Genomic DNA, 25,268 nt, shown 5'->3' with positions numbered 1-25,268 from the left:
ATCGAATTCCGCTGGAGAGGTTGAAGAGGCAACGTGAAAGGGGCGGTTCCCCGAAGGAACCGCCCCTTTTCGACAGGAACGCGGGAACTACTCCGCGGCGACCAGCAGCCCCCGGGCGCGCAGCACCCTGCGCTCCACCGGGGCGAACACCAGCAGGTCCACGGCGACGCCCACGACGAAGATCAGGAGAATGCCGAGCAGCACGCCGGCCATGTCGGAGAACTCCCGCTGGTTCTCCAGGTACCGGCCCAGGCCGAGGCCCAGGTCGGGCGAGGACGCGATCAGTTCGGCGGCCATCAGCGACCGCCAGGAGAACGCCCACCCCTGCTTGAGCCCCGCCAGATAGCCGGGCAGCGCGGCCGGCAGCAGGACGTGCCGGGCACCCCGCAGCCCGGTCGCGCCGAGCGTGCGGCCCGCCCGCAGGAACAGCGGCGGCACCTGGTCGACGCCCGCGATCAGCCCGTTGGCGACCGACGGCACCGCGCCCAGCAGGATCACCGCGTACATGGCGGAGTCGTCGATGCCCAGCCAGATGACCGCGGCCGGCACCCAGGCCACCGACGGCAGCGACTGGAGCCCCGACAGCACCGGCCCCAGGGCGGCCCGGACCGGCTTCACCCGGGCGACGAGCAGACCGATCGGCGTACCGATCGCGACGGCCGCCAGGAAGCCCGACAGACCGCGCCAGACGCTGGTCCAGATGATCGAGAACAGCGTGCCCTCGTACCAGAGGTCGGTGAGCGCGCCCCAGACGGCCGCCGGGCTCGGCAGCTTGTCCGGGGTGGTCAGCCGCAGGCTGTACGCGAGCTGCCAGGCGCCCAGCACCAGCACGGCGCCGAGCACCGGCGGCAGCACCTTCTCCCGCAGCACCCGGCCGGGCGGGACGCGCGGCGCCCGCACGGTCTCCAGGGCGTCGAGACCGGCGCCGACCCCGGCGGAGTCGTCCACCGGGGCCGGGGTGAGGAGGGTGTCACTGCGGGACATGGCGGCGGATCTCCCCACGCAGGTGCTCGGTGATGTCGGTGGTCAGCTCCGCCGCCCGGGCGGACTCGGCACGCAGCGACCGCGGCAGGTCGATCCGCCACTCCCGGACGATCCGGCCGGGCCGGGAGGAGAGCAGGACGACGCGCTGCGCGAGCCGCACGGCCTCGCGGACGTTGTGCGTGACGAACAGGACGGTGAGCCCGCGCTCGCGCCAGATCCGGGTGATCTCGTCGTGCAGCACGTCCCGGGTGATGGCGTCGAGCGCGGCGAACGGCTCGTCCATCAGCAGCACCCCGCCGCCCTGGGCGAGCGCGCGGGCCAGGGCCACGCGCTGGCGCATCCCGCCGGACAGCTCGTGCACCCGCTTGCCGTGCGCGCCGCCGAGCCGGACGAGTTCGAGGAGCCGCTCGGCCTCGGGCCGCCGCTCCGGGCGCGGGACGCCGGCCAGGCGCAGCGCCAGTTCGATGTTCCCGCCGGCGGTCAGCCACGGGAACAGGGCGTGGTCCTGGAACATCAGAGCGGGCCGGGGACCGGGCACCTCGATGGTCCCGGAGCTCGGCCGGTCGAGGCCCGCCACCAGGTTGAGCAGGGTGGACTTGCCGCAGCCCGAGGCACCCACCAGGGTGACGAACTCGCCCTGCGCCACGTCCAGACCGATGTCCTCGAGCACCGGGGCGGCCGCGCCCGGGCGGCCGAAGGTCTTGGTGACGTGCGCGAGCCGGACGGCGGGCCGCCCGGCCGGAGCGGCCGCCCCGGCCGCCGCCGTCCCGGGCGCGCCCTCCGGGACGTCCGGGGCGCCCGGGGGGCCGGGGGTGCCCTCGGGGGCGCCTTCCGGGGCGTTCTGCGGGGTGGTCAGTGCCGTGGTCATGCCGGACACCTCCTGCGTCTCGGTCGGGGTACGTCAGTGCTGCCGGGCGCCGAGCCCGGCGTCCGGCACGGCGGGCCGGCCCGCCGCCTTCAGCACCTTGTTCAGCAGGGTCAGGTCGTAGATCCCGGCGAGGTCGGGCTTCTCGAGCAGGCCCGCGGCGACCGCGTGGTCGGCCTCGGCCCGCAGGGTGCCGGCCAGCGGGTCGTCGAGGAACTCGATGCTCCGCCAGGCCGGGTCGAGGACGCCGGGCGGCAGCGCCTTGCCGGTGTCCTGCCGGATGCGCGCGTCGGCGTCGGCCTTCGCCCGCTCCGGCTCCGCCCTGATGTACGCGTTGGCGGCCACCGCGCCGCGCAGCACGGCCTCGACGACGTCCGGGTGCGCGGCCAGGAACCGCTGCGAGACCACGATGTTCGTGATGACGAAGCGGCCGCCCGGCCACAGCGACCGCTCGTCGAGCAGCACCTTCGCGCCGAGCGCGACGAGCCGGGAGGCGGTCGGCTCGGGCACCCAGGCGCCGTCGACGGAGCCCGAGGTGTACGCGTTCGGGGTGACCTTGTTGTCCGTACGGACGACGGCGACGTCGCCCGCGCCGGAGGCCGGGTCCACCCGGTGGCCCCGGCCCGCCAGGAAGTGGAGGAGGGCGACGTCCTGGGTGTTGCCCAGCTGGGGGGTGGCGATCCGCTTGCCCCGGAGGTCGTCGAGGGAGGCGATCCGCGCCGGGTTCACCACGAGCTTCACGCCGCCCGAGGCCGAACCGGACACGATCCGAAGGGACTTGCCGCCGGATCGGGTGTAGCCGTTGACCGCGGGGGAGGGGCCGATCCAGCCGATGTCGATCGCCCCGGCGTTCAGCGCCTCGATCGCGGAGGGGCCCGCGTTGAAGACCTGGGTCCTGATCGCGGTCCTGCCCAGCTCCTTCTGGAACAGGCCCTTCCGCAGGCCCACCAGGGCGGTGCCGTGGGTCAGGTTCGCGAAGTACCCGATCCGCACGGTGTCGGCGGAGAGCTTCGGGCCCACCGTGCCCGCCGCGGGCTCCACGGCGGCGTCACGGCCGCCGGCCCGGGAGCCGTAACCGCAGGACGACAGCAGTCCGGCGACGGCCAGGACCGCGACGGCGGCCCTGGCGGCCGCCCGTCCGAAACCCCTCCGCATCAGAACCGGTCCCCGTCGCCGGTCGCGCCCGCCACCCCGAAGGCCTCGCCCGCCATGCCGGCGGTGAGCGTGGTGCCGTCGGCCGGATCGATCAGCAGGAACGATCCGGTGCGCCGGTTGTCGGAGTAGCTGTCGAGCACCAGCGGCTCGGCGGCGCGCAGCACCACGTGGCCGATGTCGTTGCCGTGCAGCCCCTCGGCGCCGGAGCGCCGTTCGAGGGTCCCGATGTCGATCCGGTACGAGATGTCCTTGACCAGCGCGCGCACGGTCCGGGTGGTGTGCTTGATCAGCACCTTCGCGCCGACGTGCAGCGGGCGTTCGTCCAGGTGGCAGACGCTGGCCTCGATGTCCCGGGTCGGCACCGGGGCCCGGCCGCCGCCGGCTATCAGGTCGCCGCGGGACACGTCGATGTCGTCGGCGAGCCGGACGGTGACCGACTGGGGCGCCCAGGCGGCGTCGGCCTCCTTGCCGAGCGCGTCGACGGCCGCGACGGTGGTGGTGCGCCCGGAGGGCAGGACGGTGACCGGGTCGCCGACCCGCAGCACCCCGGAGGCCAGCTGGCCCGCGTAGCCCCGGTAGTCGGGGTGCTCGGCGGTCTGCGGGCGGATCACGTACTGGACGGGGAACCGCGCGGGCTCCCGGGCCGGGTCGCTGCCGACCGGGACGGTCTCCAGGTGCTCCAGGAGGGTGCGGCCGCCGTACCAGTCCATGTGCGCCGACGGCTCCACCACGTTGTCGCCGGCCAGCGCCGACAGCGGGATCGCCACCACGTCCCGGACGCCGAGCTCGGAGGCGTACGCGGTGAACTCCTCGGCGATCGCGGCGAAGACGGGCTCGGCGTAGTCGACGAGGTCCATCTTGTTCACGGCCAGGACCACGTGCGGGACGCGGAGCAGGGCGGCGACGGCGGCGTGGCGGCGGGTCTGCTCGACGACGCCGTTGCGGGCGTCGACGAGGACCACGGCCAGCTCGGCGGTGGAGGCGCCGGTGACCATGTTCCGGGTGTACTGCACGTGCCCGGGGGTGTCGGCGAGGATGAACCGGCGGCGGGCGGTCGCGAAGTAGCGGTAGGCCACGTCGATGGTGATGCCCTGCTCGCGCTCGGCCCGCAGGCCGTCGGTGAGCAGCGCCAGGTCGGGCGCCTCCTGGCCCCGCTTGATGGACGCGGCCTCGACGGCCTCCAGCTGGTCGGCGAGGACCGACTTGGAGTCGTGCAGGAGGCGGCCCACCAGGGTGGACTTGCCGTCGTCGACGGACCCGGCGGTGGCGAAACGCAGCAGCGAGGCGGCGGGGGCCTCCTGGACGGCGGTCTCGGCGGTGGTGGTCACGGCTAGAAGTACCCCTCGCGCTTGCGGTCTTCCATGGCGGCCTCGGAGAGCTTGTCGTCGGCCCGGGTGGCGCCGCGCTCGGTGAGGCGGCTGGCGGCGATCTCGGCGATGATGTCCGCGTTGGTGGCCGCGCCGGAGTCGACGGCGCCGGTGCAGGACATGTCGCCGACCGTGCGGTAGCGGATGAGCCGCTTCTCGACCGTCTCGGTGTCCTTGGGGCCGCCCCACTCGCCCGCGGTCAGCCACATCCCGTCCCGGGCGAAGACCTCGCGCTCGTGCGCGTAGTAGATCCCCGGCAGCTCGATGCCCTCGCGCTCGACGTACTGCCAGACGTCCAGCTCCGTCCAGTTGGACAGCGGGAAGACGCGCACGTGCTCGCCGGGCGCGTGGCGGCCGTTGTACAGCGACCACAGCTCGGGTCGCTGGCGCCGCGGGTCCCAGGCGCCGAACTCGTCGCGCAGCGAGAACACCCGCTCCTTGGCGCGGGCCTTCTCCTCGTCGCGGCGGCCGCCGCCGAAGACCGCGTCGAAGCGGTGGGACTCGATGGCGTCGAGGAGCGGCACCGTCTGCAGCGGGTTGCGCGTCCCGTCCGGGCGCTCGCGCAGCCGGCCCGCGTCGATGAACTCCTGGACGGAGGCCACGTGCAGGCGCAGCCCGTGCTCGGCCACCACGCGGTCGCGGTAGGCGAGGACCTCGGGGAAGTTGTGCCCCGTGTCGACGTGCAGCAGCGCGAACGGCACCGGCGCGGGCGCGAACGCCTTCAGCGCCAGGTGCAGCATGACGATCGAGTCCTTGCCGCCGGAGAACAGGATCACCGGCCGCTCGAACTCGCCCGCCACCTCGCGGAGGATGTGCACCGACTCCGCCTCCAGGGCGTCCAGGTGCGACAGTGCGAACGGGTTCTCCGACGCCTCGGTCGGACGCCGGGTCGCGGTCGTCATGCCAGGCCCCTCTCGGTCAGGAAGGCGTGCAGCTCGGCGGCGGACTCGGCCACCGAACGGCCCTGCGTCCGGATGCGCAGCTCCGGGTCCTCCGGCGCCTCGTACGGGTCGTCCACCCCGGTGAGACCGGAGATCTCGCCGGCGGCCTGACGGGCGTACAGGCCCTTCACGTCCCGCGCCGAGCAGAGCTCGACGGGGGTGGCCACGTGCACCTCCAGGAGCTCCGTGCCCCGGACGGTGTGCCGCGCGCGGACCGCCGCGCGGGAGTCGGCGTACGGCGCGATGACCGGCACCAGCACCTTCACGCCGTGCGCGGCGAGCAGTTCGGCGACGAAGCCGATCCGGGTGACGTTGGTGTGCCGGTCCTCCCGGGTGAACCCGAGCCCCCTGGACAGGTGGGCGCGGATCTCGTCACCGTCGAGCACCTCGACCGCGTGGCCCTCGGCGCGCAGCCGGCCGGCGAGGGCGAGGGCGAGGGTGGTCTTGCCCGAGCTGGGCAGCCCGGTCAGCCACACGGTGGCACCGCGGGCCCGGGCCGCGGCGGTGTCCCCTGCGGTCTCCTGGGCGTGAGCTGTGGTCACGGCGATGTTCTCCCCGAAAGTGAGGTGGCGGCGGGGGCTCCCCGGGCGCCCCTCGCCCGCGGACGCGTGGCCCGGGCGCGAGGGGCGGCGGGGACCCCCGGAAGGTCGCGGAAGCCCCCGGGTGGAACCCCCGGAAGGCCGCGGAGGCCCTCAGGCGGTGGCGAACCCGGCCAGGGTCCGGCCGAGCACGTCCATGTCGATCCGGTGCCAGGAGCCGGGGAGTTCGAGCCCCCGGCCGTTGGGCAGGGCCGCCGTCGTCGCCCGCGCCGCCGCCTTCAGCCAGGCGCTGGTGCTGTCGCTGTTGAGGACGAGGGTCTCGGTCTCGTAGGTCGCGAGCCGGTCGGCCGGGACGCTGTAGTCGCCGCAGATCAGCGTGTCGTACGCGAGGGTGTGGGCGTTCGCCTCGTTCATCGCCCAGATCGGGCCCTTGCGCCACTCGGCGATGGTGTCGGGCGTGAAGCCCAGGAAGCCGCCGAGGAAGTGCTCGACCGCCTCGTCGCGCCGGTCCTCGGCGAGCAGGACCCGGAGCGTCTTCGCGAAGTTCCACACGGGCTTCGGGAAGCCGTCGACCCGGAAGAACGGCTCGTGCAGGGCGAGCTTCGTGATCGGGGCACCGGCGAGCGCCGCCTCGATCGCGAGGTTCGCGCCGGAGGACCCGGCGAACACCACCGCCTCGCCGCCGGCCTCCTGGATCACCGCCTCCAGGTCCTCCATCTCGCGCTCGACCGCGTACTCGGGCGCGTCGCCGCTCTGGCCGCGCCCCCGGCGGTCGTAGACGTACGTGGTGCAGTGCGGTGCCAGCTCGGGCACGAGGGCGTCGAAGATCGTGTGGTCGCGGAACGACCCGTTGAGAAGCACGATGGGCGGGCCTTCGCCCGCCTTCTCGTAGGCGATCGTCGTGCCGTCCCGGGAAACGACCTTGCGCATCTCGCACTCCTCATGCCGACCGGAGGTGCTCTCACCTCGCCGTATGTCGGCATCTTCGAGCGCGTCGCTGGATCACCGGTCGAGGACCGGTCGCGGGTGGCGGCCCGCCTCCGTCAGGACAGCCAGCCGGCCTCGGTGGCTATCCGGACGGCGTCGAGCCGGTTGCGCGCGTTGAGCTTCATCACGGTCGTCGTCAGGTAGTTGCGTACCGTGCCGATCGACAGATGCAGCTTCGCGGCGATCTCGCTGGGCTCGTCGCCCTGGGCGGCCATCCCCAGGACCTCGGTCTCGCGCTCGGACAGGGGGTTGTCGCCGATGTCCCACGCGCTCATGGCGATCTGCGGGTTGATCACCCTGCGACCCGCGAACACCTCCCGGACCGCCTGCGCGAGCCCTTCGGCCGGGGAGTCCTTGAGCAGGAACCCCGAGACGCGCGCGGCCATCGCCCGCCGCAGCAGACCCGGACGCCCGAGCCCGGTCATGATGAGCGTCCGGCAGTCCGGAAGCAGGTCGTGCAGCTTCTCCGCAGCCGTCAGACCGTCCATGTTCGGCAGGTCGACGTCCATGACGGCCACGTCCGGCCGGCACTCGAGCGCGGTGGGGACGATCAGGTCCCCCCGGTCCACCACGCCGACGACCTCAAGGTCGGGCTCCAGTTCGAGCAGCGCGACCAGCGCCCCTCTCACCATGTGCATGTCCTCGGCGAGGAGAATTCTGATCACCCGATTCTCCACTTATCCCCCTTTTACCTTCCTGGAAGGTATGTAATGCGCCTCAACCTACCCGTGAACCTCAGTTCACGGCCCCCGAAAGTCCGACCGGGTATGACGGATCGTGCACGGTCGACTGCCCGCGGTACCCCCGCGCCACCAGTCGCACGTCCGCGAGCGCCTGGCGCGAGATGTCGAGCACGGTCGTCAGCTCGTCCTGCGCGGGCCCCGGCGACCGGGGCAGCATCCGGTGGATGAGCGCGCACTTCATCGTGACCTCGGAGAGGCTCGACCCGAGCACCTGGTGCAGCTCGCGCTCCACGATCAGGCGCTCGCGGGCGACCGCCATCCGCACCAGCGCGCCCCTGGCCTCGTGGAGTTCGGAGACCAGCCGGTAGAGCGCGGTGAAGGCGTACACGGCCAGGCCCGCCATCAGCGAGGAGTCGGTCTCGTAGACGATCTCGTACAGCGAGTCGCCCGCCGCCGCCCCCACCGGGATCACCACGGCGCCCGAGGCCGCGTAAAGCACCCACCGGAGCCCCCCGCCCAGGGTGAAGAGGAACGATCCGGCGAGGAACCCGGCCATCGAGCCCCACGGCCCCCCGAGCCAGAGCAGCGGGGCGTACGTGGCCGCCGCCAGCACCCCGAGGCCGATCGCCCGCGCGTATCCCGGCCAGGAGTGCGCCGGACGCAGCGAGAGCAGCGCCTGCACCGTCACGACGACCGCGAGGCAGCCGAGGAACGCGAGGAAGTCGGCCCCGGACGGGGTGGTGGCCGCCACGTTGATCACCGTGATGAGCGTGTAGCCGGCCAGGACGGCCAGCAGCATCGCCCGCGCCATCCGCGGCGCCCAGGGCCGGGCGGCCTTCCGCTGCTCCTCGGGCTCGGGCTCCGCCCGCCGCTCCTCGGGCCGGGGCACGAGCGGAGTGCGGGCGACCACCTCGAACCAGCCGTCCTCGGCCGGCCCCCCGCTCAGGTCACCGCCGATGCCGCGCAGCCGGGTCGTCAGGTTGCCGAGCCCGCTGCCGCCCTCCGGGAGCGTGTCGCGACTGGCCTCGCCCACACCGTCGTTGCGGATCCGCAGCGAGACCGTCCCGCCCTCGCGGGTCGCGGTGATCGCGCAGTGCTGCGCCTTGCTGTGGCGCAGGGCGTTGGTGACGGCCTCGCGCAGCACGATGGCCAGGACGGTGTCCACCTCGCGCGGCAGCGGACCGCAGGCCAGGTCGGCCCCGGCCTCGATCTGCGCGGCGGCCAGTACCGAGAGCGCGGACTCCGCCTCGTCGGCCAGGGACATGTCGCGGTAGCCGGTGGCGACGACCCGCACGTCGGCGAGTGCCTCGCCGGCGATGCCGAGCACCTCGGCGACCTCGGACCTCGCCCGGTCGGGTGCCGTCGGGAGCAGCCGGTAGCCGAGCTCGCTCTTCAGGGCGATCGCCGACAGGCTGTAGCCGAGCAGGTCGTGCAGGTCGTGGGCGACCCGCAGCCGCTCCTGGATGACGGCCATGCCGGCCAGCTCGCGGCGGGTGTCGCGGAGTTCGGCGACCAGGTCGGAGAGGGAGCTGACCCCGTAGATGATGAGGCTGGCGAGCAGTGTGGCGCCGAGTCCGTAGGCGGCTCTGCCGGGGCCGGCGATCGCGACGACCGCGGCCACGATGGCGGCGATGACGGAGGCGTACAGCGGCCAGCGGAGCCGGCCGGGGACGGCGAGGAGAATCGATCCCGCGAGCAGTCCGCCCATCGCGCCCCACGGCATCCCGAGCCAGACGAGCGGGAGGAAGGTGACCACGGCCTGCGCGCAGAGGGTCAGTGTCCGGGTCCGGACGGGCCAGTCGCGCGGCCGGCGGGTGGAGTGGGCGTACTGCAGGGCGAGGACGGCCGCCATGCCCAGGACGAGTAACGCGAGGCGCCCGGGGCCGGGGTTCTCGTCGCGGACGGCCAGCACGGTGACGATCGTGTGGCCGGCGAGCGTGCCCAGCGTGACCTGGAGGGCCATGCGCGATGCCCGCACCCCACACGCGTCGTGTGGATCGTCCTCGCCCTGGGGTGCGTCGAGCATCAGCGCGCGCCTCCTGGTCCGACCAGCGGTGGACGAGAGCACAGGCGACCGCCCGAGTACCCCCCTGAATACCGCCGGTGATCATACCTGGGAAGTAACGGCTTGTCATGAGCAGAATATTCACTTTTCCGACTTCTTCGACGGGCCTCGACCGCCACCAGCGGCGATGCCCCAAGCCTCCTTTCCGGGCCTTTCGACCCCCTGCCCGGTCCCTCAGAGGAACAGCGGAATCGGGTTCAGATCCTCGTACGCCGTAGCGGAGTCGAGCCTTCCGAGCCGCACCGGCACGTCGAACAGGCGGCCCGGCGCGAACCTCGCCCAGAAGTGCCGCATACCCGGGATGACGACCTTCACCACCGGCAGCCCGAGATCGGGCCGCGTCTGGTCGAGCACGAACACCTCCAGACCGTGCTCCCGGGCCAGCGCGCAGAGGTGCTCCAGGTCGTCCCGCAGATCGGCGCGCGGCACGTGGTCGTAGTCCGCCGGCGTCCGCGCCGGAAGCCCGGAGTCCGGTGCGAGATAGGGCTGTTCGGCGACCGTGGCCCCCCGCAGCCAGTCCAGCAGGTGCGCCGGCAGCCCCTTCGCGTGGCCACCCGTCACGGCGGGCAGCAGCTGCCCCAGCTCGGTGACGGCACGGCACAGCGCGACGGCCGGATCCAGATGGGCGCCGAAGCCGAGCATGATCTCCTCGGCCGGCCCGTCGACCCGCCGCGACACCGCCGCCATCACCGGAATCCCCAGGTCGGCGGTGAGGTCGAGCACCCAGAGCTCACGCCCCAACTCGCTGAATCGTTCCGGCAGAGCGGAGATCCACGCGTCGCCGAACGACGCCAGGTCCACCCCCGCGTGCCGCGTCCGGTTGTACCACCACAGCGCCACCGCGTCCCGCTCCACCAGCTCCAGGAAGCCCTGCAGGATCGCGTCCTCCAGCGTGCCGCCCGCCGCGTTCCCGTTCGAGTCGGCGACGATCGAACCGGCCCCCTCGGCATCGAAGTACAACAGGCTCGTCGGCAGCAGCCGGTGCCGCCCCTCGGTGAGCGACCACACCGGCGTCCACTCGACCTCGGCGTCCTCGTCGAACCGCTCCGGCACGTACTGGAAGGGAATCCCCGGCGCGTTCCACCGCTCCCGCTCCCGGTACTGCCGCTCGTCGAACAGCATGCACGCACCCGGATGCACCGCGTCCGGCGCCAGCGCCCGGTAACTGCCCAGCACCGTCGCCTCGTCACGGAACCGCGACGCGCTGTACCGCTCCACCGCCTCGCACAGCCCGCTGACCCGCGCCTCCAGATCGGTGCGCCCCTTGCCCCCGCTCTGCATCCGCAGCCCCGCACGGAACGACGGCAGATCCGCCCCGGCGAACGCCAGGTTCGGCCCCGCCTGGTAGCAGTGCAGGAACGACGGGCTCCGCGGGTCACGGACCACCCGCTCCACGATCCCCGTCACCGGATCCGCCAGGTGACCGAACCGCTCCCACATCTCCTCCGCCGACAGCGCCCGGTGCCCGTTGCCCCCGGCCACGCCCTTCGGCCGCGAGACCGGCCGCACCGGCCGCCTCGCCCGGTCGGCGACCAGCCCGGGATCACCGCAGTCCGCGCACTGCGGCCTGCGGTCCACCGGATGGTGCGAGGCGCTCAGCGTCAGCGTGTCCAGCGACCACACCGCGTTCTGGCTCTCGTCCCGCATCCCCGCCAGCCACTTCGCCGCCTGCAGGGCCGCCGTCTGCAACCCCAGCTCACGCGTCGCCGCCAGGGACGCCTCCGGCACCCGCACCGGCCCCTCGAGACCCAGCGCCCGCCGCACCTGCGACTCGCCGCGCCGGTGGGAGCGGAGCCGTACCGCCAGACAGGACCAGCACGGCCCGTCACCCGGCCGGAACACCGGACCGATGCACAGCTGCGCCCCGTAGGGCTTGGCCGGCAGCCACGGCCGGCCGTCCGCGATCCGGGCGGCGTTGAACACGGCCAGCTCCGGGTCGAGGTAGTCGTCGCACACGACCAGCGCGAAGGGCGCGTCCGGCCCGCACGTCAGGCCCGCCGCGCGGCAGGCGCGCTCCGCCGCCTCCGCGTCCGCGCCGCCGACCGCCACGACGGACACCTCCGCCGCCACCGGGTCGCCCACACCGGCGAGATCCCAGTACGCCCCCGCCGCCGCGTCCCGAGGACGGTCCGCGTGGAAACCGACGAGACCCGCGGAGGCGAGCCGGCCGAGCATGCCGTCCAGCTGCTCGGCGGGGATGTCCACGGCCGCCCGCAGCTCGGGAAGGGTCAGCGAGCCGTCGAGCAGCGGGGCCATCTTCTGGATCGCGGCACCGGAGAGGGCCGTCGTGCCCCGCGGGGAGACGAGGTAGACCGCCTCGCCCGGGACGATCTCGGCGCGGAAGTGGCGCCGGAAACCTATCCGTTCGTCAGCCTGCACGGTGGGCCGCTCTATCGCGCCGCGTCGACGGGCAGGGAGTAACACCACGGGGCCGGGTTCTCCCCGTCGGAGCTGTCCAGGTTCTCGATGATCAGGTCGTCGAAGCCGGGAGTGGTCTGCATGACGTCGCCTCTCTCTTCCGCCTGCCGCAGCCGGTTCGTCGCTGCGGTGCCCCGAAGTCAACAGCGACCCCGGCGAGGGCCGCCATGCGCCGATTCACGTTCCCCATGTGAATTCTTCATATGGGAGAGATGTGCAGCTCAGTGGGCAACTCCGGGCGCCCTGGGCATGCTGGAGGCCGAGATCGATAGGTGCGATGCCTGGAGGAACGCAATGTCCGAAGGTCCTACAAGGTTCGACCCCGTCAACGCCGGTCAGCAGCCCGGACCGCTGAGCATCGGACTGCTCGGCTCGCTGTCCCTGCATCTCGACCGGACCCCGGTGACGGCGAGTGCCCCCAAGCAGCGGCAGGTGCTGGCGCTCCTCGCCCTGAACGCCGGCCGCGTCGTGACCGTACCGGCACTCATCGAGGAACTGTGGGGAGACCGACCCCCGCGCAGCCACGCCACCACCCTGCAGACGTACGTGCTCCAGCTCCGCAACGCGCTCGCCGCCGCCGACTCCGGCCGCCCCGGCGTCCGCCAGATACTCGGCACCTGCCACAGCGGATACCTCCTGGAGGACGGCGCCTGTACGACGGACGTCGAGGTCTTCGAGCGCCACGTGCGCGCCGGCCGCAACGCCTCCGAGGCGGGCGACCACCGCCGCGCGTCCGAGGAGCTGCGCCAGGCACTGCAGTTGTGGCGCGGACCCGCCCTCGTCGACGTACGCAAGGGCAGCGTCCTGGAGATCGAGGCGGTGTCCCTGGAGGAGAGCCGGCTCGGCGCCCTCGAACGCCGCATCGAGTCCGACCTCGCCCTCGGCCGCCACGCCGACCTGCTCGGCGAGCTGACCCGCGTCGTCGCCCGGAACCCCATGAACGAGAACCTCTGCGCCTACCTGATGATCGCCCTCTACCGCGCGGGCCGCGTCGGACGCTCCCTGGAGGCCTTCCACCGCCTCCGCTCCGTGCTCAACCACGAGCTGGGCGTCGAACCCTGCCCCCGCCTCCAGGGCCTCCAGACCGCCATCCTCTCCGGCGACCCGGCCCTCGACGTCTGGTCCGTCTCCTGGTCCCCCGAGGAGTTCGCCGCCAACCGCCTCGCCCGCGCCTCCTGACCCCCACCCCGCGCACCTCCCACCCGCGGGAGCCGTCCCCCGGCCTACGGCATACGGCACACGGCTCCCGGTGGGGGCGGGCGCGTCGAACCCGCGAAACGGGGGAGACCGACGCGGTCCGGCCCCCCCTGCCCGGCCCGCAGCCGGCACGGAAGGTGCGGGAGGGGCCTGGGAGGTGTGGGAGAGCCGGTGTGGAAGATGCGGGAGAGTCGGTGGGGGAGAGCCGGTGTGGAAGGCGCGGGAGAGTCGGTGGGGGAGAGCCGGTGTGGAAGGCGCGGGAGAGCCGGCCCGTCCCGCCACTGCGCCCCGCCACTGCGTCCCGGGACGGGAGGTGCGGCGCTGGAGGTGCGGCAGGACCCGCCCCGGCCCGCTACTCCGCCGGGTCCTCGGCCGTGACCGTGATCTCCCGCTTCAGGATCTTGCCGGTCGGCCCCTTGGGCAGGCCCGGCACCAGCCGGACGATCCGCGGGTACTTGTACGGCGCCACCCGGGCCTTCACGAAGGCGCGCAGTTCGTCCGCCGTGGCCTCCGCGCCCGGCTTCAGGCTGACGACGGCCGCGACCTCCTCGCCGTGCACCTCGTGCGGCACGCCCACCACGGCGGCCTCGGCGACGGCCGGGTGCTCGTAGAAGACCTCCTCGATCTCACGCGGGTAGATGTTGTACCCGCCGCGGATCACCAGGTCCTTCTTGCGGTCCACGATGAAGTAGAAGCCGTCCTCGTCGCGCCGGGCGAGATCCCCGGTGCGGAACCAGCCGTCGGCGAACGCGGCCGCGTCGGCGTCGGGACGGTTCCAGTAACCGGCCATGACGTTCGGCCCCTTGACGGCGATCTCGCCGACGTCGCCCTCCGGGACCTCCTTGCCCTCGTCGTCGACCAGCCGGACCCGCACGCCCTCGATCGGGGTCCCGATCGACCCCGGCTTGCGCGGCCCGTCCAGCGACCCGAAGGTCACCACGGGGGAGGTCTCCGACAGCCCGTACCCCTCGACGACAGGACACCCGAACGCGGACTCGAAGCGGTACAGCACCTCCACCGGCATCGCCGAACCGCCGGTCACGCAGAGCCGCAGCCCCTCCTCGCCCGTCAGCCCGGTGGAACCCGCCGCCTCGGCGGCGGCGAGCAGGCCCAGGAACATCGTGGGCACCCCCTCCATCACCGTGACCCGGTCCCGGGAGAGGATCCCCAGCGCCTTCGCGGCGTCGAAGCGCGGCAGCAGCGTGATCCGGGCGCCCGTCAGGACCGCCGCGTTCAGACCGCAGGTCTGGCCGAAGACGTGGAAGAACGGCAACCCGCCGAAGACCGTGTCCGACGCCGACATCCCGAGCACCCGCGCCACGGCCGCGGTGTTGGAGCCCAGGTTCCCGTGGGTGAGCCGGGCTCCCTTGGGCCGGCCGGTGGTGCCCGACGTGTAGAGCAGTACCGCGAGGTCGTCGTCCTCCCGCTCCACGACCTCCCCGCGGGGCTCGGTGGCGGCCAGCTCGGCCGCGAAACCGGGGTCCGTCACGTCGACGCACCCGATGCCGAGCTCCGCCGCCGCGGCGCCCGCCTCGGCCATGGCGGCGCCCCACGCCAGGATCAGCCTCGCCCCGCAGTCGCCCGCGCCGTAGCCGATCTCCCCGGACTTCAGCAGCGGGTTCATCGGCACCGCGACCGCACCGGCCCGCAGCACGCCGTAGTAGGCGACGGCGAAGTGCGGGATGTTCGGCAGCAGGATCGCCACCCGGTCGCCGGGCCCGACCCCCTGCGCCGCCAGCCACCCCGCGACCAGCGCGCTGCGCCCGTCGAGCGCCCGGTAGTCGAGCGCCTGGTCGTCCAGCAGGATCGCCGTACTGTCCGGCCGCTCCGCCGCCGTACGAGCCAGATTCAGGGCCAGATTGGTCACCGTCGACCTCTTTCCGATGGTTCCGCTTTCCTCCCCGGCAGGCTATCGGCCACCCCCGGCCCACCGCCGACGGCCCACAGGCACAGCGCGGAGTCCGTGCGCCGTGCTCAGAGGGCGCGTGCGGTGATGTCGCCGTACGACGTGCCGGCGTGGATCCGCAGGCCGGCGTCGGCGCCCTCGGTGTTGCCGAGGGTGTTGGTGATCCGGCCGAAGGCGGTGCCGGCGTCCAGCGTCGCGGAGGTGCCGCGGGCGGCCCCGACGTCGATCGCCCCGGCCTCGGTGCGCAGCGTGACCGCGCCCCGCGTCGCCTCGACGACGCGGATGTCGCCCCGCTGCGTGCGCAGCTCGGCGTCGCCGTCCAGCCGGCCCACCGTGATCCCGCCCGCCTGCAGCACGATCCGGCCGCCCGCGACCTCGTCGAGCCCCACCTCGCTGAGCGCCCCCTCGAACACGACCTCCCCCAGCCGCCCGACGCCCGTCAGGTTCCCCGACGCCGTCCTGGCCTCGACCCGCGACCCGGCGGGCAGCCACACCGTGACCTCGACGACCCCCGACTCCCCGAACAGCCGGTTCTTCGGCGCCGCGTTCCCGATCCGCAGCACCCCCTCCTCGTACGCGACCTCGACCTCCTCGGCCGCCTTCACGTCCCGCCCCTTCGACGCGTCGGCCGGCAGGACCTCCACGACGGCCTCGTCCCGCTCCCCGGCGACGAGCCGGATGTCCCCGGCGGCGATGTCCAGAACGGCGGCGAACCCGGCGGTGGTGGCGAACTTCTGCATTGCCTTCTCCTTCTCCAGCGACGGTCTCTCACATCGACCCGTCGTTTCCATTGAGGGAAAAGCTACGTTGCGTTCGCATTGTTAGCAACAAGGAAGTTGCGCATGTGTGCCGAACTTACAGGTCAGAGTCAAGATTTCATTGCAACGACCTTGGGCTTAATGCAATGACGTACTCCATATTCATTGCAATGGCCTGCAAGTGAACACCCTTCGGGCCGGACGCCCCCTGGTGACCGATCGTGATCGATGGTGACCGGTGACGGCCCGGATCGTTGCCCGGTAAGCAACGAATGCAGTCAATACGTCCCATACGGCCCGCGCAGCCGATAGAAGCGACCAGACGACACGAACGACCCAAGCAACACAAGCAACACAAGCGACATAAGAGAACAGGCGTACAGCCGGAGGTGTGTGGTGGGCGGACAAGCAACGAGCATGACGAGGGACTTGGTCCTGGGCGAGGCCGAGGACGTACGGAGGGCGGCCGAGGCGCTGGCCGAAGGGGCCGTGGTGGCCCACGGGTTCGGCAACTTCTACGCCCTGACGGCGCGGGCCGACCGGGAGGTCGTGGAGCGCGTGAACCTGATGAAGGGGCGCCCGGCCGGCCAGGTCGTCGGCGTCACCACCGTCCGCGAACGGGTCGGGTCTCTCTTCGACTGGACGCGGCTCCCGCACACGCTGCCGCGCCGCCAGATCGAGGACCTCGTCGACGAACTGCTCCACCTCGGCCCGTTCGGCCTGCGGGGTCCGGCGGCCGCGCACGTGCCGGCCCATCTGAGGGCCGTCCGGCAGGGCGTCGACACCGTGCAGCTGATCGTCCCCGGCTACTCGTGCCCGTCCAACGCGTTCCTGGCCGAGGCGCTGACCCTCACCGGCGCCGGATTCCTCTCGATCACCTCGGCGAACCGCTCACGCCATCTGACGGGCGCCGACCACGAACCCGCCCACTGGCGCGCCGACGGCGTGACCACCGACTTCGGCCACGAGCCCGACGTCCGCGTCCTCGCCCACCCGGACGAGGCCGCCGCCCGCCGCCGTCACCCCCACCACGCCACGACCTCCACCACGCTCCTCTCCTTCCACCACACCCCCGGCCACGGCCGCCCCGGCATGCCCGCCCTCACCCTCGAACGCCACGGCTCCCTCTCCGCCGACCACACCCGCGCCATCGCCGCCAACCACGGCTTCACCCTCACCCTCTCCCCCCGAGCCCACCCCCGCCTCACCCCCCGCCCCTACCCCGCCTGACGGCAGCCCCTCGCGGCCGGCGCCGCCGCGCGCCCGCCGAAGAGGGTCGCCGCCCTCCCGAGCTCGATCCGGTTCCTCCGGTCCTCCGGTTCCTCCGGTCCTCCGGTCCTCCGGGATCCTGGCCCTCCGCTCGTGACGCCGACGCGCGATGTCACTCCACCAGGGCGTCGTACGACTCGGCGTCGTCGGGGATCCACGGGAAGGCGATCAAGGGGTACGCGGTCGAGCGGTCATCGAGGTCGAAGGCGAGGACGGCGTCGACGAACTCCCGGGGCGGCAGGTAGCCGTGATCGAGCACGTAGTGCCCGATCAGCGAGGGGGCCGCGTAGGCGGTTCTCAGCCGGCGGCGCCGGGCACCCAGTAGTTGTGTACGGGCTGCATTCGCGGCGACGGCTGCGACTCGCCCCAGCCGAGGTCGGCGGTCACCGGCCGCAGCTTCTCGCTGAACGCCTCCACCTGCTGCTCGGTCTCCCACAGGTCGAAGATCTCGAGACCGCGATCCGTCCGGACGCAGACGTGGGAGATACACCCCTCGAAGATCTCGGGCGTGGCCTGGAGCTTGGCGTTGAGAGCGTCGTACTGGTCCGTGCTGACGCCGTCGAGGACGGCGTGGACGAAGATCGCCATAACGGTTCCTTTTCTTGAGGCGACAATCCACCCCCGCGCCACCAGCACACCACGCCCTGCCCAGGGCGGCACCCGACGGTCACCCGAACGGCATCAGGGCCCCGGTGCGCCGCCGCCACCGCTACGCGCCCGCGCACACCACGATCGCCCCGCGCGGGGTTGCTCTCCGCGGCACGGAAGGGGGAGGTGTTCAGCCTCTCCACCGGGCTGCCGGTCTCGTACATCTCACCGGCGGCAGGCGCGGCCTGGTACGACTTCGCGGTGCAGGTCGTGGACCAGCTCTGGGAGCGGACCTCGGCGGACAACCGGCGGAACGTGGCCAAGGCGCTCACGCCCGCCACGATCGCCCTGCTGCGGTCCCAGCCCACGGCGTTCAAGGGCGTCGACGTGCGCCGCGCTCTCCGCGAGTACGCCTTCAGCACGCGCCGGTGCGACCAGGCGCCGCCGGAGGTCGTCGTGATCCTGCGATGGGTGCAGCGAAACTCCCTCTCCATGGCGGCCTGGGAGGACGAGGGCACCGTGGGGGCCGTGCTGCGAGCGGCTGGGGCGAAACTGGACGGGACTTCCGCTGCCGTCGACAAGCGTTCGCTGCTCGACAGGGAGCAGGCCGCCAAGCTGCTCGGCTGGGTCTACTCCCGGCCGAGGGGTGGCCGGCGGCTGCACACCTTCTTCGCCGCGATGTACTACGCCGGCGCCCGCCCCGAGGAGGTCGTGGCGATCGACGTCGGGGACGTAGGGAAGTGCTCACTTCGTACGAATCCGGAAATCCGCTGGGTCGCCGCGTGTACGACCTGCAGCACACCTGTCTGACGAACTGGCTCAACGCCGGCGTCCCGGCCGCGACCGTTGCGGAGTGGGCGGGCAACAGCGTGTCCGTGCTGCCGGCCGCGTACGCCCGGTGCGCCGACGGGCAGCTCGACGACCTGAAGCAGCGGATCGAAGGGGCGGGGGAGCTGCCGGACCCCTCATTGGAAGGGGGCTGAAAACTCCACCGCGTATTCACCGCAGCCACCCGCAGGAACGTGGACGCAGCCGGGTCCAGCCGGACGCATCCCGTGTCTGCCAGGGGGTGCGTCCGGCTCCGTGCCGCTTCCCGAGAACCGCCCCTGACCAGTAGAAAGGACCCTCCTGAAGGAGGGTCCTTTCCTTGCGCCCCCGGCAGGACTCGAACCTGCGGCCAAGTGCTTAGAAGGCACCTGCTCTATCCACTGAGCTACGGGGGCCGGGTGGTGGCTGTGGGGCCAGGGGTCCCGGGTGGGTGGGGTGGGGCATGCCGGGACAAGGATAGGGCTCCGGAGGCCTTGGCCCGGTTGCTTCACCTGCGTGGCACGATGTGGAGGTTCGGTGAAGCGGAACGATAATCGCAGGCAGGTGCGATTCGCGCAGCGCTTTTGACGTCGCTCGGGGCGGGTGTTGTGCACTCGTTATGCCTGGGCTGCCGGTCGTCACCCCTTTCTACGGCGCGCAGGGCCGTAATAGGCTTCAAAAACACTCATAAATTGGGCATTCTTCGCATGTGGTGACCTTGGACGAACGGCCTCAGCTGATCGACGCACTTTCCGCCCTGCGCGACCGTGTCGCCGCCGTGCGTCTTCCTCTTCCCCTGCCGGACACACCGCGCGCCCGGCAGACGAGGGCCGAGCTGCTCGCCCAGCTCGACGACTACCTGGTGCCCCGGCTGAAGGATCCCGACGCGCCGTTGCTGGCCGTCGTGGGGGGCTCCACGGGGGCCGGGAAGTCGACGCTGGTCAACTCCCTTGTGGGGCGGCGGGTCAGCGAGTCGGGGGTGCTGAGACCGACCACGCGGACGCCGGTGCTCGTCTGCCACCCGGAGGACCACCACTGGTTCGCCGGGATGCGGGTGCTCCCGCAGCTCACCCGTGTGTGGCTGCCCCAGAGCGACGAGGACCACCCGGCGGAGGAGAACGCTCCTGTGGAGAACGCCCTCCGGGTCGAGACGGCGGCGTCGCTGCCCCGTGGTCTGGCCCTGCTCGACGCGCCCGACATCGACTCGCTCGTCGTCGAGAACCGGCTGCTCGCGGCGGAGTTGATCTGCGCCGCCGACATCTGGGTGATGGTCACCACGGCCTCGCGTTACGCCGACGCCGTGCCCTGGCACCTGCTCCGTACCGCGAAGGAGTACGACGCCACCCTTGTCACCGTCCTCGACCGCGTGCCCCACCAGGTCATCGGGGAGGTCTCCCGGCAGTACGGGGCCCTGCTCGACAAGGCCGGACTCGGCGACGTGCCGCGCTTCACGATCCCCGAGCTGCCCGAGTCGGCGGGCGGCGGCAGCGGATTGCTGCCCGACAGTGCCGTCGCCGCCCTGCGCGACTGGCTCGCCCACCGCGCCCAGGACCCGGCGGCCCGGCAGCAGGCGGCCGACCGCACGGCCTCCGGCGTCATCGACTCCCTCGACACCCGGCTCCCCGAGCTGGCCGGGGCGGTCGCCGCGCAGTACGCCGCCGCCGTCCGCCTCGGCCGGGTCGTCGAGACCGCGTACGCGGAACAGGCCAAGCGGGTGCGGCAGCAGCTGGGCCGCGGCGCCGTCCTCGCCGGCGACGCCCGTACGCGCTGGCGCGGCTACCCCCGCGACAGCACCGCCGACGAACTCCTCGACGCCCTCGCCGAGTCCCTCGCCGCCCTTCTGCACTGCGCGGTCTCGGCCGCCGAGGAGCGCGTACGCGACACCTGGCGCCGCGAACCCGCCTCCGAGGCCCTCGGCCCGTCGCGGACCGGCGGCGACCGGGAGGCCGGCGAGCGGATCGGCGTGGAGGTACGGCGCTGGCGCCGCGTACTCGAAGAACTGGCCGAGGAGGAGGTGCGCGGCGACGAGCGGCCCTCCGGATCGCGCGCGGCCCGCACCGCCCTCCCCGAGGCGGACACCGTCGCCGCCCTCCTCGCCGCCTCCCTCCTCGGCGGCCGGCGCACCCGGCCCGCCGGCGAACGCCTCGCCGAACTCCTCGGTGCCCAGGCTGCTTTGCGACTGCGCGACAAGGGCGGCGAGCTGGTCCTCTCGTACGTCGACCGTGTCCTGCACGCCGAGCGCGACCGACGCCTCGCACCCCTCGAATCGCTCGACGTGACCCCCGAGCCGCAGGCGGAGCTGATCGCCGCGCTCTCCGTACTGCAGAAGGAGAAGTGACGTGGTGGACGTGGACGGGACGAGCAGGGCGGGCGGTGCGGACGGGGCCGGCGGGGCCAGCAGGGCACGCAGGGCGGGTGAGGCCGGTGGGGCGGGCAAGGAGCGTGACCGCTTCAGCTGGGACGACGGGCTCATCGCGCGGCGGGCGAGCGAGCGGGCCGCGGTGAAGGACGAGCAGCCCGGGGACGGAGTGACCGCGGAGGAGGACACGCTGCCGCCGCTCGGCGGGAGTTACGGGGGGCCGCTGCGCAGCCGCCTCGACGCGTTGCACGAGCTCGTGGGGCTGTCGCGTACGCGGGTGGAGAGCGAGGCGCTCGCAGAAGCGGGGCGGGTCCTCGACGAGGCCGCCGCCCGGCAGCGGCTCTCGTCCCGGCACACGGTGATCGCGATCGCCGGCGCCACCGGAAGCGGCAAGTCGACCCTCTTCAACGCGCTGGCGGGCGTGCCCGTGTCGGAGACCGGCCTGCGGCGCCCCACGACCTCGGCGCCCATCGCGCTCAGCTGGTCCGAGGGGGCGGCGGGGCTGCTCGACCGGCTCGCCGTGCCGGGACGGCTGCGCCGCCGCCCCCTCGCCGGCGGGGCCGCGGACACCGAACTCCAGGGGCTCGTGCTCGTCGACCTGCCGGACCACGACTCCGCGGTCACCGCCCACCGGGACCAGGTCGACCGGGTCCTGGGACTCGTCGACGCCGTGATCTGGGTGGTCGACCCCGAGAAGTACGCGGACGCGGCGCTCCACGAGCGCTACCTGAGGCCGCTGGCCGGACACGCCGAGGTCACCTTCGTCGTCCTCAACCAGATCGACCGGCTGGGCACGGAGGCGGCCGACCTCGTCCTCGACGACCTCCGCCGCCTCCTGGACGAGGACGGCGTGGCGCTCGGCGAGCACGGAGAGCCCGGGGCCACGGTCCTCTCCGTCTCCGCGCTGACCGGCGAGGGCGTACCCGAACTGCGCGAACTCATCGCCAGGTTCGTCCAGGAACGCACCGCTCCGGAACGTCGGCTCGCGGCCGACGTCGACGCGGCGGCGGCGCGGCTGCGCCCGGTGTACGTGGCCGACGGCCGTTCCGGCCTCGACGAGCGGGCCCGGGACGCCTTCACGGACCGGCTGGCGGTCGCCGTCGGCGCGCAGGCGGCGGGCGAGGCCGCCGAGCGGGTCTGGCGCCGGGGCGCGATCCGCGCCTGCGGAACCCCCTGGCTGCGGCTCTACCGCCGTTACGAGCGGCTGCGCGCGCACGGCTCCACCGACCCGCGCCTCGCCACCCCGGTCGAGGAGGAGGTGACGGCACGCCAGCGCGTCGAGCAGGCCGTACGGATCGTCGCCGACGAGGCCTCGCGGGGGCTGCCCGTGCCCTGGGCGCAGGCCGTGCGCGAGGCGGCGGAGCGCGGGGCCGAGGGGCTGCCCGAGGCGCTCGACGAACTGACCGTCACCGTCGGCGACCCGGCCGCCCGGCCGCCGAGGCCCGCCTGGTGGCCGGCCGCCGTCCTCGCCCAGGTGGTGATGACGCTCCTGCAGGTCCTCGGCGCGCTGTGGCTGGTGGGCCAGATCGTCGGTGTCGTAGAGCCCGGCCTCCTGCCGCCGGTCCTCGTCATGCTCGGCGGCATCATCGGCGGCCCCCTCGTCGAATGGGCCTGCGAGGGCGCGGTGAAGGGACCGGCACGCCGTTACGGCCAGGAGGCCGAGCGCCGCCTGCGCGAGGCGGCGGCCGGCTGCGGACGGGCCCGCGTGCTCGACCCCGTGGCGGCCGAGCTGATGCGCTACCGCGAGGTCCGTGAGCAGTACGCGACGGTGGTGGGCAGCCGCCCACCGGCCCGGGTCGTCGGCGGCGGCCGCTCCGGCACGACGCGATTCGGCGCGACGCGGGCGGGGGCACGGGGGAGGTGATCACCGCGCGGGACGACCGCGCGCCGCCGCGAGCCGCGAGCCGGGAGCCGTGAGCCACGAGCCGCGGTCCGCGGTCCGCGAGCCGCGAGCTGGGAGCCGTGAGCCGCGGTCCGGTACGGGCCGCGGCCGTGCTGCGTCCGGTATCCCCTTCCCGGGTGAGGGAGTTGTCCCCATTCGGTCTACTGTCCACAGGCTCAGGCGGGTTTCTCCGTGACGCTCCAGGATGGTGCCGAAAGAGAAGGACGGCCGGGAACCGGCATCCGGGTGCGGCGGCCGGAAACGGCGCGGGACACAGCGAATTGGGGGCGGATCATGAACGACACGACCGTGACGCTCGTCGGCAACGTGGCGACGGCGGTGGAGTACCGGGACACGGCGGGGGGCGGGGTGGCGAGGTTCCGGTTCGCGGTGACCGCGCGCCGCTGGGACCGCGAGCAGGGGGTCTGGTCGGACGGGCCGACCAGCTTCTACACGGTGTCGGCCTGGCGCTCGCTCGGAGCCAACCTCGCCGCCTCCGTATCCGTCGGGGAACCGCTGGTGGTGCACGGGCGCCTGAAGGTGCGTGAGGACGAGCGGGACGGGCAGCGCAAGACCTTCGTGGACGTCGCGGCGGTGGCCGTGGGGCACGATCTGAGCCGGGGGACGGCGGCGTTCCGCCGCGCGGCCAGGCCGGAGCCGGAACTCCGCGCCGACGGGGACCGGCCGCCGTCGCAGCCGCGGGCGGGGGCGTCGCCGAAGCTGTCGCCGAAGGGGGCGTCGGGGGCGGAGGAGGACCCCTGGGAGGCGGTCCCGGAGGAGGTGACGGCGCGCCTCGTAACCGCTTCCTGACCATGCGTCGTGGGGATTTGTCGACCAACTCGCTTTGTGGATAACGATTCCGAGACGGAATGGTTATCTGACCGTATGGCAGGGCACCCGGGGGTTCCGCATCCCTAGGATTCCCGGGTACTCATGTGGCACGTGAGCCCATCGAGTCTGTGAGTCTGCTGGCGTGCGCTCCCCCCACGTGAATCGACCAAGTTCGCGGAGCTGCCGCCCGGAGGGGAATCCAATGTTTTCAGTTCGTGGGCGGGGCACTGCTCGCCGCCTTGCCGCTGCCACTCTGGTCTCGGGCCTCGTCGCCGCCGGCGCGATAGCCGTCGCGGGACCGGCCGCGGCCGATGACGCTCCGGGTGCGAGCGGTGGCGCCACCGCCAAGCTCGGCCGGCTGAAGATCGCCGACAAGGTGACGTACGTAGAGAAGGTCAACGGCCAGGACGTGGTCAAGGAGACCGGCGCCGGCCTCTTCGAGATGAAGGTCGACAACGGCGGCAAGCTGCAGACCTACTGCATCGACTTCCGGACCGGCGCGATCGAGGACAACAAGTACAAGGAGGTCGGCTGGGACCAGTCGTCCCTCCACAACAACCCCGACGCGGGCAAGATCCTCTGGATCCTGGAGAACTCCTACCCGAACGTCTCGGTCGCCGGACTCGCGGAGAAGACCAAGGTCGAGGGCCTGACCGAGGAGACCGCCGCCGCGGCCACGCAGGCCGCGATCTGGCACTTCTCCGACAAGGTCGACGCCACCCCGACCGACTCGCACGGCCAGAAGCTGACCGCGTACCTGCTGGAGAAGGCCGAGACGGTGAAGGAGCCCAAGGCTTCCCTCAGCCTCTCCCCGGCCTCCGTCTCGGGCAAGGCCGGTGACCGGCTCGGCCCGATCAAGGTCGACACGAACGCTTCCGAGGCCGTCCTGTCCATGATTCCGGGCGCCCCGGCCGGTGTCGGCGTCGTCGACAAGGACGGCAAGGCCGTCACCAAGGCCAAGAACGGCGACGAGATCTACGTCGACGTCCCGGCCGGCACCGCCGACGGCACCGCCGACGTCAAGGTCGAGGCCACCACGAAGGTCCCGCTCGGCCGTGCCTTCGTCACCGCCGAGAAGAAGAAGAGCCAGACCATGATCCTGGCCGGCTCCAGCGAATCCACCGTCACCGCGCAGGCCTCTGTCACCTGGGCCAAGAAGGGTGCCGTCCCGGCCGTCACGGTCGCCAAGGACTGCGCCAAGGGCGGCCTGGAGGTCATCGCCTCCAACGCGGGCGACGAGCCCTGGACCTTCGACCTGAAGGGCACCTCGTACACGATCGCCCCGGCCGAGAAGAAGACCATCACGGTCCCGCTCGCCGAGGACGAGGCCTACAAGTTCACGATCACCGGCCCGAACTTCTCGGAGACCTTCGAGGGCGTCCTGGACTGCAAGACGGCCCCTCCCGGCCCGAAGCCCTCCGAGACCCCCTCCACCTCCCCCTCGGTCGAGCCCTCCCCGTCCACCCCCGGCACCACGGGTGACACCACGGCCGGCACCACCGGCACCACCGGCGGCGGCGACCTCGCCGAGACCGGCAGCTCCAACGCCACCCCGATGATCGCCGGCATCGCCGCCGCGCTCGTCGTGATCGGCGGCGGCGCGATCTTCTTCCTCCGCAAGAAGAAGACGGCCGGCCAGTAACCACCACGGGCCGAAGGTGCCGGGC

22 protein-coding genes and 1 tRNA gene are annotated in these 25,268 nt (G+C 72.8%); 8 read left to right on the top strand and 15 right to left on the bottom strand.

Annotated features, from left to right (window positions below; all coding sequences use genetic code 11):
- Nucleotides 1-87: 87 nt before the first annotated feature.
- The 10 genes from AC067A_RS17375 to AC067A_RS17330 form a co-directional block, all read right to left on the bottom strand.
- The gene (locus AC067A_RS17375) at nt 88-984 is read right to left on the bottom strand and encodes an ABC transporter permease (protein ID WP_479243311.1); all 897 of its coding nucleotides are present in this window, start codon (nt 982-984) and stop codon (nt 88-90) included.
- The gene (locus AC067A_RS17370) at nt 971-1,852 is read right to left on the bottom strand and encodes an ABC transporter ATP-binding protein (protein ID WP_479243310.1); all 882 of its coding nucleotides are present in this window, start codon (nt 1,850-1,852) and stop codon (nt 971-973) included. The genes AC067A_RS17375 and AC067A_RS17370 overlap by 14 nt, the downstream gene beginning before the upstream one ends.
- Nucleotides 1,853-1,885: 33 nt before the next feature.
- On the bottom strand, nt 1,886-3,004 hold the full coding sequence (locus tag AC067A_RS17365) for an aliphatic sulfonate ABC transporter substrate-binding protein (protein WP_479243309.1): 1,119 nt from the start codon (nt 3,002-3,004) through the stop codon (nt 1,886-1,888).
- Nucleotides 3,004-4,332, bottom strand: coding sequence for a sulfate adenylyltransferase subunit 1 (locus tag AC067A_RS17360; RefSeq protein ID WP_479243308.1), 1,329 nt, complete (start codon nt 4,330-4,332; stop codon nt 3,004-3,006). The genes AC067A_RS17365 and AC067A_RS17360 overlap by 1 nt, the downstream gene beginning before the upstream one ends.
- Before the next feature lie 2 nt (nt 4,333-4,334).
- The gene (gene cysD / locus AC067A_RS17355) at nt 4,335-5,273 is read right to left on the bottom strand and encodes a sulfate adenylyltransferase subunit CysD (RefSeq protein ID WP_479243307.1); all 939 of its coding nucleotides are present in this window, start codon (nt 5,271-5,273) and stop codon (nt 4,335-4,337) included.
- Complete coding sequence (cysC, locus tag AC067A_RS17350; RefSeq protein WP_479243306.1) at nt 5,270-5,854, bottom strand: adenylyl-sulfate kinase; 585 nt, start codon at nt 5,852-5,854, stop codon at nt 5,270-5,272. The genes cysD and cysC overlap by 4 nt, the downstream gene beginning before the upstream one ends.
- A gap of 150 nt (nt 5,855-6,004) precedes the next feature.
- Nucleotides 6,005-6,781, bottom strand: coding sequence for an alpha/beta fold hydrolase (locus tag AC067A_RS17345; protein ID WP_479243305.1), 777 nt, complete (start codon nt 6,779-6,781; stop codon nt 6,005-6,007).
- A 113-nt stretch (nt 6,782-6,894) separates the two neighbouring features.
- Nucleotides 6,895-7,503, bottom strand: coding sequence for a response regulator transcription factor (locus AC067A_RS17340; RefSeq protein ID WP_479243304.1), 609 nt, complete (start codon nt 7,501-7,503; stop codon nt 6,895-6,897).
- A gap of 70 nt (nt 7,504-7,573) precedes the next feature.
- A complete protein-coding gene (locus tag AC067A_RS17335) occupies nt 7,574-9,547 on the bottom strand; it encodes a sensor histidine kinase (protein WP_479243303.1) in 1,974 nt (657 codons plus the stop codon).
- Between the two features lie 213 nt (nt 9,548-9,760).
- Nucleotides 9,761-11,965 carry a TOMM precursor leader peptide-binding protein gene (locus tag AC067A_RS17330; RefSeq protein WP_479243302.1) on the bottom strand — a complete coding sequence of 735 codons (2,205 nt, stop codon included), beginning with the start codon at nt 11,963-11,965 and terminating at the stop codon, nt 9,761-9,763.
- Between the two features lie 333 nt (nt 11,966-12,298).
- On the opposite strand from AC067A_RS17330, the gene AC067A_RS17325 reads away from it, so the two are divergent.
- Nucleotides 12,299-13,183, top strand: coding sequence for an AfsR/SARP family transcriptional regulator (locus tag AC067A_RS17325; RefSeq protein WP_017237905.1), 885 nt, complete (start codon nt 12,299-12,301; stop codon nt 13,181-13,183).
- Nucleotides 13,184-13,553: 370 nt separating this feature from the next.
- Here AC067A_RS17325 and AC067A_RS17320 read toward each other — a convergent pair whose 3' ends face one another.
- Nucleotides 13,554-15,068 (bottom strand): long-chain-fatty-acid--CoA ligase, encoded by a 1,515-nt coding sequence (locus AC067A_RS17320; RefSeq protein WP_479243301.1) that lies wholly within the window; start codon nt 15,066-15,068, stop codon nt 13,554-13,556.
- Nucleotides 15,069-15,175: 107 nt separating this feature from the next.
- Nucleotides 15,176-15,847, bottom strand: a complete 672-nt coding sequence (locus AC067A_RS17315; protein WP_479243300.1) for a DUF4097 family beta strand repeat-containing protein — start codon at nt 15,845-15,847, stop codon at nt 15,176-15,178.
- A gap of 435 nt (nt 15,848-16,282) precedes the next feature.
- On the opposite strand from AC067A_RS17315, the gene AC067A_RS17310 reads away from it, so the two are divergent.
- Complete coding sequence (locus AC067A_RS17310) at nt 16,283-17,095, top strand: hypothetical protein (protein ID WP_479243299.1); 813 nt, start codon at nt 16,283-16,285, stop codon at nt 17,093-17,095.
- A gap of 151 nt (nt 17,096-17,246) precedes the next feature.
- On the opposite strand, the gene AC067A_RS17305 is transcribed toward AC067A_RS17310, so the two are convergent.
- Both AC067A_RS17305 and AC067A_RS17300 read right to left on the bottom strand, forming a co-directional pair.
- Complete coding sequence (locus tag AC067A_RS17305) at nt 17,247-17,435, bottom strand: DUF7919 family protein (protein ID WP_479243435.1); 189 nt, start codon at nt 17,433-17,435, stop codon at nt 17,247-17,249.
- Nucleotides 17,432-17,722 carry a hypothetical protein gene (locus AC067A_RS17300; RefSeq protein ID WP_479243298.1) on the bottom strand — a complete coding sequence of 97 codons (291 nt, stop codon included), beginning with the start codon at nt 17,720-17,722 and terminating at the stop codon, nt 17,432-17,434. Before AC067A_RS17300 ends, AC067A_RS17305 begins: the two co-directional genes overlap by 4 nt.
- A gap of 186 nt (nt 17,723-17,908) precedes the next feature.
- On the opposite strand from AC067A_RS17300, the gene AC067A_RS17295 reads away from it, so the two are divergent.
- Both AC067A_RS17295 and AC067A_RS17290 read left to right on the top strand, forming a co-directional pair.
- Nucleotides 17,909-18,532 (top strand): hypothetical protein, encoded by a 624-nt coding sequence (locus tag AC067A_RS17295; protein WP_479243297.1) that lies wholly within the window; start codon nt 17,909-17,911, stop codon nt 18,530-18,532.
- Complete coding sequence (locus AC067A_RS17290; RefSeq protein WP_479243296.1) at nt 18,505-18,705, top strand: hypothetical protein; 201 nt, start codon at nt 18,505-18,507, stop codon at nt 18,703-18,705. Before AC067A_RS17295 ends, AC067A_RS17290 begins: the two co-directional genes overlap by 28 nt.
- Nucleotides 18,706-18,872: 167 nt before the next feature.
- Here AC067A_RS17290 and AC067A_RS17285 read toward each other — a convergent pair.
- Nucleotides 18,873-18,945 (bottom strand) — tRNA-Arg (locus AC067A_RS17285).
- Nucleotides 18,946-19,247: 302 nt separating this feature from the next.
- On the opposite strand from AC067A_RS17285, the gene AC067A_RS17280 reads away from it, so the two are divergent.
- From AC067A_RS17280 to AC067A_RS17265, 4 genes are all read left to right on the top strand, one after another.
- Nucleotides 19,248-20,867, top strand: coding sequence for a dynamin family protein (locus tag AC067A_RS17280; RefSeq protein ID WP_479243434.1), 1,620 nt, complete (start codon nt 19,248-19,250; stop codon nt 20,865-20,867).
- A 1-nt stretch (nt 20,868) separates the two neighbouring features.
- Nucleotides 20,869-22,752, top strand: a complete 1,884-nt coding sequence (locus AC067A_RS17275; RefSeq protein ID WP_479243295.1) for a YfjP family GTPase — start codon at nt 20,869-20,871, stop codon at nt 22,750-22,752.
- Nucleotides 22,753-23,064: 312 nt separating this feature from the next.
- Nucleotides 23,065-23,580, top strand: a complete 516-nt coding sequence (locus tag AC067A_RS17270; RefSeq protein WP_479243294.1) for a single-stranded DNA-binding protein — start codon at nt 23,065-23,067, stop codon at nt 23,578-23,580.
- Between the two features lie 223 nt (nt 23,581-23,803).
- Nucleotides 23,804-25,243 (top strand): Cys-Gln thioester bond-forming surface protein, encoded by a 1,440-nt coding sequence (locus AC067A_RS17265; protein WP_479243293.1) that lies wholly within the window; start codon nt 23,804-23,806, stop codon nt 25,241-25,243.
- The last annotated feature ends 25 nt before the right edge of the window (nt 25,244-25,268 follow it).

The sequence above is a fragment of the Streptomyces sp. NPDC043176 genome (assembly GCF_056436715.1).
This window is presented reverse-complemented; position numbering and strand designations above follow the sequence as displayed.